Annotated in this window: 18 protein-coding genes; 13 read left to right on the top strand and 5 right to left on the bottom strand. The window is 67.4% G+C overall.

Annotated elements, in window-relative coordinates; genetic code table 11:
- Nucleotides 1–35: 35 nt before the first annotated feature.
- Nucleotides 36–980, bottom strand: a complete 945-nt coding sequence (locus FPP74_RS03035) for a succinyltransferase (RefSeq protein WP_122084792.1) — start codon at nt 978–980, stop codon at nt 36–38.
- A gap of 32 nt (nt 981–1012) precedes the next feature.
- On the opposite strand from FPP74_RS03035, the gene dapE reads away from it, so the two are divergent.
- The 7 genes from dapE (at nt 1013) to FPP74_RS03000 (ending at nt 6218) form a co-directional block, all read left to right on the top strand.
- Entirely contained in the window at nt 1013–2140 is a 1128-nt protein-coding gene (gene dapE / locus FPP74_RS03030; protein ID WP_144717111.1) for a succinyl-diaminopimelate desuccinylase, read from the top strand.
- 30 nt (nt 2141–2170) lie between these two features.
- A complete protein-coding gene (locus FPP74_RS03025) occupies nt 2171–2977 on the top strand; it encodes a TIGR00730 family Rossman fold protein (protein ID WP_095275845.1) in 807 nt (268 codons plus the stop codon).
- Nucleotides 2934–3809 carry a dihydropteroate synthase gene (folP, locus tag FPP74_RS03020; RefSeq protein WP_255456044.1) on the top strand — a complete coding sequence of 292 codons (876 nt, stop codon included), beginning with the start codon at nt 2934–2936 and terminating at the stop codon, nt 3807–3809. Before FPP74_RS03025 ends, folP begins: the two co-directional genes overlap by 44 nt.
- On the top strand, nt 3806–4561 hold the full coding sequence (locus FPP74_RS03015; RefSeq protein ID WP_255456043.1) for a glucosyl-3-phosphoglycerate synthase: 756 nt from the start codon (nt 3806–3808) through the stop codon (nt 4559–4561). The genes folP and FPP74_RS03015 overlap by 4 nt, the downstream gene beginning before the upstream one ends.
- A gap of 10 nt (nt 4562–4571) precedes the next feature.
- The gene (locus tag FPP74_RS12150; RefSeq protein WP_186439367.1) at nt 4572–4991 is read left to right on the top strand and encodes a cell division protein DivIVA; all 420 of its coding nucleotides are present in this window, start codon (nt 4572–4574) and stop codon (nt 4989–4991) included.
- Nucleotides 4992–5085: 94 nt separating this feature from the next.
- The gene (locus FPP74_RS03005) at nt 5086–5256 is read left to right on the top strand and encodes a DUF3117 domain-containing protein (protein ID WP_095275850.1); all 171 of its coding nucleotides are present in this window, start codon (nt 5086–5088) and stop codon (nt 5254–5256) included.
- Between the two features lie 65 nt (nt 5257–5321).
- Nucleotides 5322–6218, top strand: a complete 897-nt coding sequence (locus tag FPP74_RS03000; RefSeq protein ID WP_144717110.1) for a methyltransferase domain-containing protein — start codon at nt 5322–5324, stop codon at nt 6216–6218.
- A gap of 14 nt (nt 6219–6232) precedes the next feature.
- Here FPP74_RS03000 and FPP74_RS02995 read toward each other — a convergent pair whose 3' ends face one another.
- Together FPP74_RS02995 and glgA are read right to left on the bottom strand one after the other, a co-directional pair.
- Nucleotides 6233–7663, bottom strand: a complete 1431-nt coding sequence (locus FPP74_RS02995) for a GH32 C-terminal domain-containing protein (protein WP_144717109.1) — start codon at nt 7661–7663, stop codon at nt 6233–6235.
- A gap of 17 nt (nt 7664–7680) precedes the next feature.
- Nucleotides 7681–8835 carry a glycogen synthase gene (glgA, locus tag FPP74_RS02990; protein ID WP_222428210.1) on the bottom strand — a complete coding sequence of 385 codons (1155 nt, stop codon included), beginning with the start codon at nt 8833–8835 and terminating at the stop codon, nt 7681–7683.
- A 132-nt stretch (nt 8836–8967) separates the two neighbouring features.
- Between glgA and glgC the strand changes: the two genes are divergently transcribed.
- On the top strand, nt 8968–10185 hold the full coding sequence (glgC, locus tag FPP74_RS02985; RefSeq protein WP_369825006.1) for a glucose-1-phosphate adenylyltransferase: 1218 nt from the start codon (nt 8968–8970) through the stop codon (nt 10183–10185).
- On the opposite strand, the gene FPP74_RS02980 is transcribed toward glgC, so the two are convergent.
- Nucleotides 10182–10859: an O-methyltransferase gene (locus tag FPP74_RS02980; RefSeq protein ID WP_186439366.1), complete on the bottom strand. Its 678-nt coding sequence runs from the start codon at nt 10857–10859 to the stop codon at nt 10182–10184. The genes glgC and FPP74_RS02980 overlap by 4 nt on opposite strands.
- Nucleotides 10860–10968: 109 nt before the next feature.
- Here FPP74_RS02980 and sigE point away from each other — a divergent pair, with 109 nt between their 5' ends.
- The 3 genes from sigE (at nt 10969) to tatB (ending at nt 12585) form a co-directional block, all read left to right on the top strand.
- The gene (gene sigE / locus FPP74_RS02975) at nt 10969–11583 is read left to right on the top strand and encodes an RNA polymerase sigma factor SigE (protein ID WP_144717108.1); all 615 of its coding nucleotides are present in this window, start codon (nt 10969–10971) and stop codon (nt 11581–11583) included.
- 141 nt (nt 11584–11724) lie between these two features.
- Nucleotides 11725–12108, top strand: a complete 384-nt coding sequence (locus FPP74_RS12480) for an anti-sigma factor (protein WP_144717107.1) — start codon at nt 11725–11727, stop codon at nt 12106–12108.
- A 12-nt stretch (nt 12109–12120) separates the two neighbouring features.
- Nucleotides 12121–12585 (top strand): Sec-independent protein translocase protein TatB, encoded by a 465-nt coding sequence (gene tatB / locus FPP74_RS02965; protein ID WP_095275863.1) that lies wholly within the window; start codon nt 12121–12123, stop codon nt 12583–12585.
- 19 nt (nt 12586–12604) lie between these two features.
- On the opposite strand, the gene FPP74_RS02960 is transcribed toward tatB, so the two are convergent.
- A complete protein-coding gene (locus FPP74_RS02960; protein WP_144717106.1) occupies nt 12605–13741 on the bottom strand; it encodes an Mrp/NBP35 family ATP-binding protein in 1137 nt (378 codons plus the stop codon).
- A 79-nt stretch (nt 13742–13820) separates the two neighbouring features.
- Here FPP74_RS02960 and FPP74_RS02955 point away from each other — a divergent pair, with 79 nt between their 5' ends.
- Nucleotides 13821–14393 (top strand): general stress protein, encoded by a 573-nt coding sequence (locus tag FPP74_RS02955; protein ID WP_205691174.1) that lies wholly within the window; start codon nt 13821–13823, stop codon nt 14391–14393.
- 51 nt (nt 14394–14444) lie between these two features.
- The gene (locus FPP74_RS02950; RefSeq protein ID WP_095553135.1) at nt 14445–15230 is read left to right on the top strand and encodes a hypothetical protein; all 786 of its coding nucleotides are present in this window, start codon (nt 14445–14447) and stop codon (nt 15228–15230) included.
- Nucleotides 15231–15297 lie beyond the last annotated feature (67 nt).

Raw genomic sequence — 15297 nt, 5'->3', positions numbered from 1 at the left:
TAAGGCTCGCATCGTCCCAGCTGGGGGCTTGAATGCTAATCGACGCTTCCCTGATCCCTCACAACCGGACAATTGCTCATCGCCTCGCGCCGGATGAGCAAGTCGTCCTGCCCGGCGATCTCTTTGGCGGGGATCTCGCGGTCCAGGCGGGCGTCGTACACCACTGATTCCGGCTCGATCATGACGTTGACGCCGACGGTGCAGTTATCGCCCAGGTCCACGCCGAACACGCCGGCTGAGGGGTGCATCGTGCAGTGCTTGCCCACCCGCATTGGGCCGCGGGTGCGTTGCGTGGCGCGCGACGCCATGAGCACGGATGACAACGCCAGGTCCGCGCCCTCGCCGACCACCACGGACGAGGACAGGCGCCCCTCCACCCGCGAGGGGCCGAGCGTGCCCGCGTTAAAGGAGACGTAGCCCTCGCGCAGAACCGACGTGCCCGGCGCGAGGTAGGCGCCGAGGCGGACGCGCTCGGCCTGCGCGATGGACACACCCGAGGGAACGACGTAGTCCACCATGCGCGGCACTCGCTCGATGCCCCAGACATGGATCGTGCCGCGGGAGCGCAGGTTGGTGCGGATGAACTCGAAGTTGTCCGTCAGGCACGGGCCCTTGTTGGTCCACACCACGGGCACGAGGTGGCTGAGGCAGTCCTCCATGTTCAACTCGAGCGGCTTGACCAGGCGGTGGGAGAGTAGGTGCAGCCGCAGGTAGACGTCGTGCGCGTCCACCGGTGGCTGTGACAGGTCCGGGATGCGGGTGCGCACCGGGACGAGCTCCACCAGCCGGTCGCGGTCCAGGCCGACGAGGTTGAGGAACCGGTCGGACAGCTCGTTCGCGCTGACGCGCTCGGTGCTCGCGGGGGCGGGTGGCTCGGACGGTGTGGCGTCGATAAGCGCTGGACTCGGGTACCAGGTGTCCAAGACGGTCCCGTCCATAGCGATGTTGGCAATTCCGGTTGCTTCCGCTCCAATGGGCATGTCCTCATCCTAGGCGGATTGCCGCCCGTAGGATGAGTGGGGTGAACACGCTAGACCTCTTTGCAGACCCAGTCGATCTCACCGCCGCGCTCGTGGACATCGAGTCGCCGTCCCACCACGAGGAGGCGATCGCCGACGCCGTCGAGGGGGCGCTTCGGGCGCTTGCCGACGCCACCGGGGACGGCGCAGTCGACGTGCAGCGGATTGGTAACACCGTCGTCGCCCGCACGCACTTCGGGCGCGAGCAGCGCGTCGTGCTGGCGGGACACATCGACACGGTGCCGCTGGCGGACAACACGCCGCACCGCATTGAGGGCGACACCATGTTTGGCTGCGGGACCGTGGACATGAAAAGTGGCATGGCGTGCTACCTCGGGGCGTTCGCGCGGCTCGTGCGTGGCGAGGCCGAGGCACCGGGGGAGCGCGCGGCGTTTGATATGACTGTCATTGCCTACGAGGCCGAGGAGGTCGCCCAGGAATACAACGGGCTGTTCCACCTCGAGCGGGACCACCCGGAGCTGCTTGCGGGCGACATCGCGCTGCTTGGCGAGCCGTCCGGCGGGGTGATCGAGGCCGGCTGCCAGGGCACGATCCGCGTCTTCGTAGACGCGCACGGCACCCGAGCGCACTCCGCGCGCTCGTGGCTGGGTCACAACGCGGCCCACGACCTCGCGGGTGTGCTGACCCGCATCGCCGCCTACGAACCGCGCCGTGTCACCATCGCCGGGTGCGAGTACCGCGAGGGCATCAACGTCGTCGGCATGGAGGGGTTCGTGGCCACCAATACGATCCCGGACCACGCCCGTCTGATTGTCAACTTCCGCTACGCGCCGGACCGTGACGTGGAGAACGCGAAGGCGCACCTCGAGGAGGTGCTCGCCCTGGAAGACGGGTTGACGCTTGCGTATGACGACGTGGCGCCGGCTGCGCTACCGGGGCTGGACCACCCGGTGGCGGCCAACCTGGTGAAGGCCGTGGGCGGGAACTTCCGTGCGAAGTTCGGATGGACGGACGTGTCCAGGTTCTCTAACCTTGGTGTTCCGGCCGTCAACTTCGGCCCCGGCGATCCGGGCTTTGCTCACAAGAAGGACGAGCAGTGCCCGATCAGCCATATCCGTGAGGTGTTCGCACAGCTCATGGACTACCTGTCTCTTCACTGAACATAGAAAAACTTTCCTTACACAATAACTATGGCACCGCACACCACACCCCGCCCCGACCGTGACCGCAAGCTCCGCGGCCCGCTCATGCTGCGCAGCGACAACGAGCAGGCGTCCACGCACGACCGCCGCCTGCTCGAATCGCTCGGCTCCTCCGACCACGACTGGAAGCACGCAGACCCGTGGCGCGTCATGCGCATCCAGTCCGAGTTCGTGGCCGGCTTCGACGCACTCAGCGAGCTGCCGAAGGCCGTGACTGTCTTCGGTTCCGCGCGGCTGGGCGAGGGCACGCCGGAATACGAGCAGGCGTACCAGGTTGGCCACGGGCTGGTCGAGGCCGGCTACGCCGTGATCACCGGCGGCGGCCCGGGCCTGATGGAGGGGCCGAACCGCGGTGCGCATAACGCCGGCGGCATGTCGGTCGGCCTGGGCATCGAGCTGCCGTTCGAGCAGGGGCTGAACGACTGGGTCGACCTCGGCCTGAACTTCCGCTACTTCTTCGCCCGCAAGACCATGTTCCTGAAGTACTCGCAGGCGTTTATCGCGCTGCCCGGTGGCTTCGGCACGATGGACGAGGTCTTCGAGGTGCTGTGCATGGTGCAGACCGGCAAGGTGACCAACTTCCCGATCGTGCTCATCGGCACCGACTTCTGGTCCGGCCTGGTCGATTGGATGGTCAACCAGCAGCTCGAGCGCGGGCTCATTTCGCCTGGCGACGAAAAACTGTTCCTGGTCACTGACTCGGTTGAGGAGGCCATCGCGCACATCGTGGAGACGCACCAAGTGATGACGGATGAGCGCCTCGGCGACGCGCAACGCGCTGGTGGACATGAGTAACTCGCTCGCGCGGGTGATGGCCATTGTGAACCGCACCCCGGACTCCTTTTACGACAAGGGCGCGACCTTTGCCATTGAAAAGGCAGCTCAGCGCGCGGACGAGGTCATCGCGGCGGGCGCGTCCATCGTGGACGTCGGCGGCGTCAAAGCCGGGCCGGGGGATGAAGTGGACGTCGACGAAGAGATCGATCGCGTTGTCCCGCTGATTGCCGAGGTCCGCGCGCGCCACCCCGAGGTGTCCATCAGCGTGGACACATGGCGAGCGAGCGTCGCCGAAGCGGCTATCGACGCCGGCGCGGACCTGATCAATGACACCTGGGCGGGCTGGGACCCCGAGCTCGTCGAGGTGGCGGGCCGCCACGCGGTCGGCTACGTCTGCTCCCATACCGGCGGGGTAGTGCCGCGCACCCGCCCGCACCGCGTGCATTTTGATGACATCGTCGCCGACGTGATCCGCGAAATTTCAGCGCTGGCCGAGCGCGCCGTGGACTGCGGCGTGCCCGCCGAGCGCGTGTTCATCGATCCCACCCACGACTTTGGCAAGAACACGTTCCACGGCCTGGAAATCCTGCGCCGGATCGACGAGCTCGTTGCCACCGGCTGGCCGGTGCTCATGGCGCTGTCCAACAAGGACTTCGTGGGCGAGACGGTTGGCCGCACCGACCCAGCGCAACGCGTCGCGGGCACGCTCGCTGCCACCGCCTGGTCAGCCGCCCGCGGCGTCGCCGCCTTCCGCGTCCACAACGTCGCGGAAACCGTGGACGTGATCCGCATGACCGCGGCGATCCAGGGTACCGCCGCGCCGCTTGCCACCGTCCGGGGGCTCGCGTGAGCAGCCCGCGCGTGAGCGTGGTCATCCCGGCGCTGAACGAGGAGCGCACCGTCGCCGGCGTGGTGCGCACCTGTCTCGAGTCGCGCGCCGCGCGCGATGGCGGGGAGGTGCTGGTCATCGACTCCGACTCCACCGACGCCACCGCCAGCGAGGCCGCAGCGGCGGGCGCCCGCGTGGTGAACTGGCGCGATGTCGGTCCCGCCAAGACCGTTCCCGGCAAGGGCGAGGCGCTGTGGCGCGGGGTGCGCGCCGCGAGCGGCGACGTCGTCGTCTTCGTCGACGCGGACGTGACCTCGCTGCGACCCGGCTGGGTCGATGCGCTCGCGGCGCCGTTTGCGGACCCGGCGATCCACCTGGTCAAGGCCGCCTACACCCGCGAGCTCAACGGCGGCCCCGGCGGCGGCCGCGTCACCGAGCTCACGGCGAAGCCGCTGCTGCGCGCGCTGTTCCCCGAGCTCGGCCACATCTCCCAGCCACTCGCCGGAGAGTACGCCATCCGTCGCAGCACCGCGCTGAGCCTGCCATTTGTCGCCGGCTACGGGGTCGAGGTGGGCTTGCTCCTCGACGTCGCGTCCTCCCACACGCCCGCCGCCGTCACCGAAGTGCAGCTCAGCGCGCGGCGACACCGGAACCGTCCGCTGGAGGAGCTCGCGCCGATGGCGGATGTGATCGTGGCGACGATTCTGGATCGGGCCGCGGGGCGCGGCGCGCTGGGCGAGGTACAGCAGCGCGCTGCGTGGGGCGGGAAGTAGAATAGCGCCCATGCTCTCTTGGATTATCCTGATTCTTGTCTTGGCGCTGTTCAGCGTGCTGGGGACGCTGCTGGCGTCGTCGATTTTTGGGCGCGGTGAGACGCAGCCGCCGATGCCCGATACGGAAAATGTGAAGGCGGCGAATCGCCGCGCGGTTGAGGACGGCAACTTTGACGACATTCAGCTTGAGGTCGTCCACCGCGGGTACCGGATGGACCAGGTCGATGCACTCATCGCGCAGCTGACCGGCCAGGACACCGCGGAGTGGCGCGACGACGAGACCGCTGAGGCTCGTCCGGCGCAGCCCCGTAACCCGCAGAAGGTGGACTCGCACTCGCTCACCGAGGGCGTGAGCGCGGCGGAGTTTGAGGCGCCCGCGACGCTGGAGCCGGCACCGAAAGCTGGGGAAAATCCGTACGGAAAGGCATAGTTAGCTACCGAAATGCTGCTGGGACCGGATGGTTGGGCCCATACAGGCGTATCATTGACTCCATACGTCATTGAGTTCAAAGGAGAGAATACGCATGGCAGCAATGAAGCCGCGCACTGGTAGCGGCCCGATGGAAGCTGTAGAAGAGAGCCGAAAGATTGTGATGCGCATTCCATCCGACGGCGGCGGGCGGCTCGTTGTGGAGATGAGCAAGGAAGAGGCAGCCGAGCTGGGCCAGCTGCTTATCGACGCCGCGGGGCAGTAACCCACGCCGTCACCGCATTCACCCTGCACCGCTTGGCCCGGCCGGCGGTGCGGTAAGCTTTCCACATGCTCAAAGACATCGTGGACGTGCTTGCAGACCCGGCAGATCTTTCCCCGTTGCGGGGCGAGGACAACTTTTCGCGCCTCGTCTCCGAGACGGGGCATTCTTATGACGTGGCCAAGCAGGGCTACGTTACGCTGGCCAGCGGAAAGGGCCTGAACCACGAGGGCGACTCGATCGAGATGATCCACGCCCGCGAAGCCTTCCTCTCGCAGGGGCACTTCGCGCCGTTCGTCGAGGCCGTGACGCAGCAGGTGCAGGACGTGCTGGAGCACAGCGCGCCCGAGCCGGGCGACCCGTCAGCGGAGGAGGCCCACGGCGTGGCCGAACCTGCCGTGCTGGAGGTGGGGGCCGGCACCGGCTACTACCTGGCGCACACGCTGGACAGTGTCGGCGGCGCGCGCGGCATTGGGCTGGATATTTCTGTGCCCGCCGCGAAGCACCTGGCAAAGTCCCACCCGCGCGTCGGCGCCGTGGTGGCCGACGTGTGGAGCCAGCTGCCGGTTCGCGACGGCAGCGTTCACGCCATCATGGATGTCTTCGCGCCCCGCAACCCGGCGGAATTTGCCCGCGTTCTTGCGCCCGGCGGTGAGGTCGTTGCGCTTATCGCGCACCAGGGCCATCTGGACGAGCTGCGCGACCCGCTGGGCATCCTCGGCGTTGAGGCGGGCAAACTCGAGCGCATGGTGGAGCAGGCCAAGGGCCACCTGGAGCTGGCTGCGGAGCCGCAGCTCATCGAGTACACGATGCGCCTGGAGCGCGACGCGATTGCCGCGCAGGTAGGGATGAGCCCGTCGGCGCGCCACGTGGCGCCGGACGTGCTGCAGGAGCGTCTCGCGGCGCTGCCGGAGCACATGGACGTGACGGCGCGCGGCCAGCTAGTCCGGCTGCGCAAGGCGTAGGCCGGAGCGGGCGCCTACCGGGCGCTGGGGAACCCCCGGCGCCACTCGTTGTAGATCTCGGCGTCGCCCGCCGCGCGGGAGCGGATTCCGCTGTAGCCGGTGGAGGACCAGATGCGGGATGCGGTGACGACGCTGCCGCCGCCCGCATAGACCTCGAGGGTGGAGCCGTCGACGATGACGGTGATGTTGTCCTCATCGTCGTCGTGGATCTCCGCGACAGCGGGGTTGCCGTCGAGACGGTCGACGTTGAGGGTCTCCCCGTTGTGGGTGATCACAGCCACCGGCTCGCCGTTGCCGTCCAGCACCTCGGCCTCCACGGACGAGCCCGCGGGGATGTCGCACAGCGCCGTCCACATCAGTGCGTGGCGCGACGACTGCACCGCCTCCGGCAGCCCGCCGGCGGGGACCTGGTAGAGCTGCCCGTGCTGCAGGGTCGCGCGGCGCGGCAGCGTCAGCGTGTTCGCCCAGCCCTCGGACTCCCAGTTCGGTTCCTTCGTGGGGTCGCCGTGGCGGCCGGAGTCCGTCATGAAACCGAACAGGTAGGTCCGCTCGTAGCGGTCCTCGGCGTTCGACGGCTCCAGGGTATAGGCGGAGTTACGGGGACGGGTGAAGTCGTGGCCGTAATCCAGCGGCTTCGCCTGGGAGGTCACGGTGAAGACGCTGCCCTTGAGCACGCCGACGAGGTACACGGTGCGGTCCTTGCCGTCGATCTCGGCGGTGAGGAAGAGGACGTCGTAGATCTCGCCGTCCACTTCGTCGCGCAGGCGGGAGATGCGCGGGGCGACGAGCGGCTTGGTTACATCGAGGCCGGGGTCGCCGTCGAAGGTCAGCGCGCCGTCGACAAGCCAGCTCTGGCCGTCGTGCGAGGAAAGGACGACGGGCACAGGTGCCTCGAGCGAGCCGGTGACCGCGAGCATGAGCCAGCCGTCGTGGCCGCGCTCGCGGTTGTCGTCTTCCTCCCAGTCAGGGACGACGCAGGGGGAGCGGAAGTTGGTGTAGACCTGGCCGTCGACCTCCGTGTCCTGGACCACCGCACCGAGGCGCTTGACGCCGACGGAGGGGAGCAGTTCGCCGGTTTCGGACTCCTCCAGCTCCTCGCAGAGCGCGGCCAGGTCGTCGGCGTGCGCGCGCTGCACGGTGTCGCCCGCAGAGGTGTTGGAGGTGAAGTATAGGTCCGCGCCGTCATCGGTGGCGACAACCGCACCGGCGCGGACGTTGAGCTCACCGCCGATGGCGACGAGGGCGTCGTTGCACTCGAGCCAGCTGAACGGGTCCTGCTCGCTCATGTCGTGCCCCCACGCGCTCGGGGCGTCTGGGGTGAGCTTGTACTGGTAGAACATGTGCCACACGCGCTCGCCGCGCTCGCCGGCGCGAATGACACCTGCGGGGCCCTCGAGGATGCCGCGCTCGGCGGTCACGTGCAGTTCGGGTCTGTAAACGCTCATACTTAGTTCTGTTTCCTCTACAGCAGCTTCTTGTATACGTCCACGGTTTCCTGCGCGATAGTAGACCAGGAGAACGTGTCGCGGGCGCGCGCCAGGCCCACGGCACCCATGCGCTTCGCCGTCTCCGGGTCCCCGGCCAGCGCGTTGACTGCCTCGGCGAGGGCGTGCTCAAAGGCCTCCGGATCGTGCTCGTCGTAATCAACGAGGGTGCCGGTCTCGCCGTCAACCACGACCTCCGGGATGCCGCCGACTCGCGACGCCACCACGGCGGTCTCGCACGCCATGGCCTCCAGGTTGACGATGCCCAGCGGCTCGTAGATCGACGGGCAGACGAACACGTCCGACGAAGCGTAGACCTCGCGGATCTTCTCCGGCGGCAGCATGTCCTGCACCCAGAAGATGCCGTCGCGCTGCGCGCGCAGCTTCTCGACGAGCCCCTGCGTCTCCGCCGCAATCTCCGGGGTGTCCGGGGCGCCGGCGCAGAGGATCAGTTGCACATCCTCGTCGAACTGCTGCGCCGCCTTGAGCAGGTGGGGCACACCCTTCTGGCGGGTGATTCGGCCGACGAACGAGACGACCGGCTTCGCCGGGTCCACCCCGAGCTCCTCTAGAATCGTCGCCTGGCCGGGGTACCAGTTATCGGTGTCGATCCCGTTGAGCACCACGTGGACCTTGTCCGGCTCAATGCGCGGGTACGCCCGCAGGATCGCGTCCTTCATGCCGGAGGACACCGCGATGACCGCGTCGGCATACTCCATGGCATTCCGCTCGCTCCAGGAGGAGACGTTGTAGCCTCCGCCGAGCTGCTCGCGCTTCCACGGGCGGTCCGGCTCCAGCGAGTGCGCGGTGACCACGTGCGGGATTTCGTGGAGCTGGGATGCCAGGTGGCCGCCCAGGCCCGCGTACCAGGTGTGGGAGTGCACCAGGTCCAGCCCGCTCGCCGCGTTGGCCATGCGCAGGCCAGTGGACAGCGTCTTGATCGCGCCGTTCGCGTCGGCGAGCTCCGGGTCTACGCCGTGGACGTAGACGTTGTCCATCTCGCGCGGCTTCCCCATGCAGTGCACGTCGACGTCGATAAGCTCGCGCATAAAGCGCGTCAGCTCAGTGACGTGCACGCCGGCACCACCGTAGATCTCCGGTGGGTACTCTCTGGTCATCATTCCGACTCTCATGAGCCCCAACAGTAGTGAGGAATGCGCGGCGCTGCAGGAACCCGAACGGGAGGTGTGGTGTGTACCCCTAAAGTGGTGAAAATGTGTACATAGCCACTGCGGGAGACGTTGCTTTTCAATACTCTGGTGGGCGTGAAAAGCCAGCCAAGAGTCCTCGCCATCGTCCTCGCGGGCGGCGAAGGGAAGCGACTGTTCCCCCTGACCGCCGACCGCGCCAAGCCTGCAGTCCCGTTTGGCGGTAACTACCGCCTCATCGACTTCGTCCTGTCCAACCTGGTCAACGCGGGGTACATGCGCATCGCCGTGTTGACGCAGTACAAGTCCCACTCGCTCGACCGCCACGTCGCCACCGCGTGGAACGTGTCCGGCCCAACCCCGCAGTACATCGCGTCCGTGCCCGCGCAGCAGCGCCGCGGCAAGCGCTGGTACAACGGCTCGGCGGACGCGATCGTGCAGTCGCTCAACCTCATTTATGACGACAAACCGGACTACGTCCTCGTCTTCGGCGCGGACCACGTCTACCGCATGGACCCGTCGCAGATGGTGGAAAACCACATCGCCTCGGGTAAGTCAGCCACCGTCGCCGGCATCCGCGTGCCGCGTGCGGAGGCCACCGCGTTCGGCTGCATTCAGTCCGACGAAAACGGCACGATCACGGAGTTCCTGGAAAAGCCGGCCAACCCGCCGGGCACCCCGGATGACCCGAACGTGACGTTCGCGTCCATGGGCAACTACGTCTTTTCCACCGAGGCGCTCGTGCAGGCCTTGCTGGAGGATGAGCAGAACGAGGACTCCGCCCACGACATGGGCGGGGACATCATCCCGTACTTTGTGAACCAGGGCGAGGCGAACGTCTACGACTTCTCCGAGAACCACGTGCCGGGCGCGACCGAGCGCGACAAGGGGTACTGGCGCGACGTCGGCACCATCGACTCGTTCTACGAGGCGCACATGGACCTGATCTCCTCGCACCCGATCTTCAACCTCTACAACAACGCGTGGCCGATCCACTCCACCGAGGACGGCAACCTCCCGCCCGCCAAGTTCGTCATGGGCGGCATCGCACAGGAGTCCATCGTGGCCTCCGGTTCCATCATCTCCGGCGCGACGGTGCGCAATTCCGTCCTGTCCACGGACGTGCGCGTGGAAGAGGGCGCGACCGTGGAGGGGTCCGTGCTCATGCCGGGCGTGCGCGTGGGCAAGGGGGCAGTGGTGCGCCACTGCATTCTGGACAAAAACGTCTACGTGTCCGATGGTGAGATCATCGGCGTGGACCCGCAGCGCGATCGCGAGCGCTACAAGGTCTCCGACAACGGCGTGGTCGCCGTTGGCAAGAACGAAGTGATCTAGCGCTTCGTCACAAGCGTTAGGCCCCCGTCGAGGGGCAGACGCGTGACGACGCCACCGTGCTCCGCTGCGAACGTCTCCGCGTAGTCGTCCGCTTCGCGGGCGGCCGCGGTCTCGCGGTCGCGGCGGGTGGCGTCGGCGACCGTGCCGTCCAGCAGTGAGCCGGCGAGCACGAGGGTGCCGCCGGGGGTGAGGAGGGGCCACGCGGCGTCGATGATCGCCCCGAGCTCAACGGGCGAGACGTCCGCGTAGATGACCTGGTAGGCGTCATTGGCCAGGCGGCCCATCACATCGAGCGGACGGGCGGTGAGGAAGCGGACCCGCGAGGGCGCGTACCCCGCGGCGCGCACTGCGGCCTTCGTGCCGGATTGCAGCGCGGCCTCGGGCTCGATGCAGGTCAGGGTGGACTTTTCCGGCAGGCCGCGCAGCAGGTGCAGGCCCACGGTGCCCGCGGCCGGGGTGACGGCGACGGCGCCCTGCGCGGCGTCTGCGCGCGCGCCCGCCGCGGCGAGGGTTGTCAGCAGCGTGCCCACGGTCGGGGAGGGCAGGCTCACGCCGTTCTCCTCGGCCTCAACGCGGGCGACCTCGAGCCCGTGGCTGAACGGGTCCGCGTCCGCCGCGCCCTTCGCGCGCTGGTCGATGTAGGCGATCATTTGGGAAAAAGCTGTCTCACTCACACCGCACATCATAGCGAGCTGCGGATCGTGAGCGGATTGTTACCCGCCACCAGGCAAAGTGCCGGGCAAAGTGTTGCCCAGGCTTAGTTATCTCTGCCACAATAGAGCAATGACTTCACCGCGCGAGCAGCCCACCCCGAACGCCGACACGCTGACGGGCACTGCGGCGTTTGACGCTGGCCAGGGCGGGATGCCCACCTGGGCCGAGTTGGTTGCGGAGCACGCGGACAGCGTCTACCGCCTTGCGTTCCGCCTCTCCGGCAACCAACAGGACGCGGAGGACCTCACACAGGAGACGTTCATGCGCGTCTTCCGCAACCTGAAGAGCTACAAGCCCGGCACATTCGAGGGCTGGCTGCACCGCATCACCACCAATTTGTTCCTGGACATGGTGCGCCACCGCGCCACGATCCGGATGGAGGCGCTGCCGGAGGACTACGAGCGCGTCCCCGGCACCGACATGACGCCGGAGCAGGCGTACACGGTGGCCAACCTCGATCCCGCGCTCCAGCACGCGCTGGACGAGCTCGGCCCGGACTTCCGTGTCGCCGTGGTGCTTTGTGACGTCGTCGGGATGACCTACGAGGAGATCGCCGACACCCTCGGCGTGAAGATGGGTACGGTCCGCTCGCGCATCCACCGTGGCCGACAGCAGCTGCGCGCGTCGCTGGAGGCGCAGGCACAGCACGATCAAGCGGCGAGGGACCTGATCCGGGCGCGGTAGTTTGGACCTGCTGCGCGGGGCGGTGAGCGCATTCGGCGCCGGACGGGCGTACGCTAGGTGCAAATTGGGCCAGTGGCCTGAACATGCGATCGAGCGAGCACGAGGAGTAAAGGAGCGCACTGAGTGGGCGAGGTGAGCAGGGTGAGCAAGAAGATGCCGTCGGCCGCGTCATCCGGCGCACCCCGGCGCAAGCAGTTTTCCTCCACCGAGCACCTCAGCCCCGAGGCCATCGCCGCATTCACCGACAACGAGCTCAGCGCTACGGCGGCGCGTCGCGCCCGTTCGCACCTGATGCAGTGCGCGGAATGCTTCGCTGAGGTGCAGGCGCAGCGAAGCACCTCCCAACGGGTGCGCCGTTGCAACGACGACGACCTGCACGCCCCGGACTCGCTGGTCGAGCGGCTGGCGCAATTGTGCAGCGACGACGTCGCCGACCGTCCGTGGGCGGATCCCTCCGCGCAGTCTCACGGCAGCATGCTGGACAAGATGGAAGTAGTGTTCCGCACGCTGAGGCGCCGCGGGTAGAGGGAGCAGGCAGTGTTTTCCAACATCGGCTGGGGCGAGATTTTCTTCATCCTCATCATCGGCCTCATCGTCATCGGTCCCGAGCGCCTGCCGGGCGTGATTCAGGACGTCCGCGCCGCCATTTACGCGGCTCGCAAAGCCATCAACAATGCAAAGGCGGAGTTGAACGGCGAATTCGAGGAGTTTGAAGAGTTCCGCGCGCCCATGCAGAAGGTAAGCAAGTACGCCGCCATGGGCCCTAAGCGTGCGATGGCGCAGATGCTTTTCGACGATGACGTTAAGGACGCGAACGCCCCCGGACACACCGACCCGCGCGCGGCGCTTCGCGACGACCCGCAGGCCCGGACCCCCAAGCCGCCCGTCAACCCGGGCGAGCCGGGCGGGGGCTCCACCCGCCAGGTGGCGCGGCGCGACGCCCAAGGAAAGCGCAAGCCGGACACCTCCGGCGGCGGATTCTCCTGGGCCGACATCACCTAGGCGCAGGCAACACCAGGGGTTACTTCACGCCGAGGTTCAAGCTCTTGCGCGCCAGCGAGGTGCGGCGGATCTTTAGTTTGTTTGCAACCTCCGTGATGGCCTTGGCGGCGGGGGAGTCGGGCTCATCGAGCACGACCGGCGTGCCCGTGTCCCCGTGCTCGCGCAGCTTCGGGTCCAGCGGGATCGACCCGAGCAGCGGGACCTCATTATCCGTCAGCGCGGTGAGGCGCTCGGCGACCTGCTCGCCGCCGCCCTCGCCGAAGATGTGCATGGTGGAGCCGTCCGGCATGACCATGCCCGCCATGTTCTCAATCACGCCCGCGATCGGCTGATCCGTCTGCTGCGAAATAGTGCCCGCGCGCTCCGCCACCTCCGCGGCCGCGGCCTGCGGGGTGGTGACGATGAGCAGCTCGGCGTTGGGCACCAGCTGCGCCACGGTGATGGCCACGTCGCCGGTCCCCGGCGGCAGGTCCATGAACAGGACGTCGAGGTCGCCCCAGTACACGTCCGCGAGGAACTGCTGGATGGCGCGGGTGAGCATCGGGCCGCGCCACACGATCGGGGCGTTGCCCTCCACGAACTGGCCGACGGAGATGTGGCGGACGCCGTGCGCGATCGGCGGCATGAGCATCTCGTCCACCACAGTCGGGCCCTGCCCCGCGGAGCCCATGAGGCCGGGGATGGAATGGCCGTAGATGTCGGCGTCGATAATGCCCACGGAAAGCCCCTGCTTGGCCAGCGACGTGGCGAGGTTGACGGTCATGGAGCTCTTGCCCACGCCACCCTTGCCCGAAGCGACCGCGAAGACGCGAGTCCGCGAGTTCGGGTCGGCGAACGGGATCGCGGGGCCGCTCTGCTGGCCGCGGAGGGACTGTGCGAGCTCGCGCCGCTGCTCGTCGCTCATCGTGTGCAAGGTGACCGAGACTTCGCCTATGCCCTCGAGGTCCTCGAGCACCGCGCGCGTGTTGGACTCGATGGTGTCTCGCATCGGGCAGCCGGCGATGGTCAGGTACACGCCCACGGCGACATCGTTGCCGTCAATGGACACGGACTCGACCATGTTGAGCTGCGTGATCGGCTTGCCAATCTCGGGGTCCTCAACGCGCGAGAGGGCCTCGTAGACGGCGTCTTTAGTAATCGGGGAAGTGTCAGTCATAACGCCTACCAAGTATAGGGTGGCGCGCGACGTGGCAGAAACGGCGTAGCGCGGTCCAGCCATGAGCGCGGGCGGTAAGATGTGGACGTTGCACGCGCAGGCCGCTGACTCCCCGGAAAGGACACCGACCATGACTTCTCCCTCGCTCCGAAGCCCGCAGAACCGCGAGATCCCAACCGGCTGGCCGGTGGGTAGCTTTGGCACCTACCAGGACGCGCAATCGGCCGTGGACAACCTGTCCGACAACGAGTTCCCGGTGGAAAAGCTCACGATCGTCGGCGTCGACCTGATGCAGGTGGAAAACATCACGGGGCGGCTCACCTGGCCGCGCGTGCTCGGCGGCGGTGCGCTCTCCGGCATGTGGTTCGGGCTGTTCATCGGCCTCATTATGGGGATGTTCGCGTCCGAGGGCAGCACTTGGCTGCTGGTGTCTATGTGCGTCATCGGCGGTGCTGTGTTTGGGCTCATTTCCGCGGCGTTTGCGTACGGGTTCACCGGCGGCAAGCGCGACTTCGCCTCCGCGACCACGATCGTGGCGGGCCGCTACGACGTGCTCGCGGAGCAGGACGTGGCCACTCGCGCCCGCGACATGATCGCCGCGATGGGGCAGCCGCAGCGCCCGTTACCGGGGGCCGACGGCGACGAGCGTTAGGATCAAGAGGACCAAACGGCCGAACGTACTGACCGAGAGGACGGGATCTGTGTGGGCAAGGTGAATCAGCGGTGGCGACGCGTCGCCACCGCGGCGATAGTGACAGCGAGCGCGCTGTCCCTCGCGTCCTGCACGCCGTTTGAGCGGCCGGAGATTGCCACCGTACTCAACGTCGGAGCAGAGGGGACGCTCGCTATCGCCGTCGACCCGGCGTCGCCGGAGCAGCTGGTCATCGGAGAGATCTACAACCAGGTCCTCGCCGCGTACGGCCGCCCGGTCGGCCTCGCGGCGAACTCGTCGTTTGCGTCGCGCAGCCCGTTGGACATCCTGAAGGAGGACAACGTCGACATCGTGGTCGGCTGCACGGGCCAGGTCCTCACGCAGCTGGATCCGCAGACCGCGGCAAGCTTCACGCAGCCGAGCGACGAGGCGGCCGGAGCCGCGGACGAGAACACGACGAGTAGCGCGTCCGAGGCCGAGCGCCAAGATGAGGTGTATGCCGCCATGGTCGCCACGTTCCCCGCAAACGTTCGCTCGGTGGATCCCTCGCCCGCGCAGGCCTGCCAGGACAGCGAGGCCGCGAAGCAGGGGCTGCCGGAGAACATCGTCCCCATCATCAAAGACGGCAGGCTCACCCGCACCGAGTCGACCCGATTGAACTTTATTACGCGCGTGATGTCCACCAAGGACATCGAGGAGATGACGGAGCGCGTGGAAGAGGGGGAGACTGTGCGTTCTGCGGTGGCAGAATGGTTGATGGAGTACGCGAGCATCAACATCAACGCCCCGAAAACCAAGGACGAGGACGAGAAGGACGGGACGCAGCGCGCGGCGTAGCGGGAGGCGTCGAGAAGCGCGCGCCCTAGGTGCGACCAAGAAGAAAGGCCCCCAGGACGTTGCGTCC

It is taken from the genome of Corynebacterium sp. NML180780, assembly GCF_007786415.1.
GTDB classification, from domain to species: Bacteria; Actinomycetota; Actinomycetes; order Mycobacteriales; family Mycobacteriaceae; genus Corynebacterium; species Corynebacterium gottingense.
The sequence above is the reverse complement of the archived record's forward strand: the minus strand, read 5'-3'. Positions and strand labels throughout refer to the sequence as shown.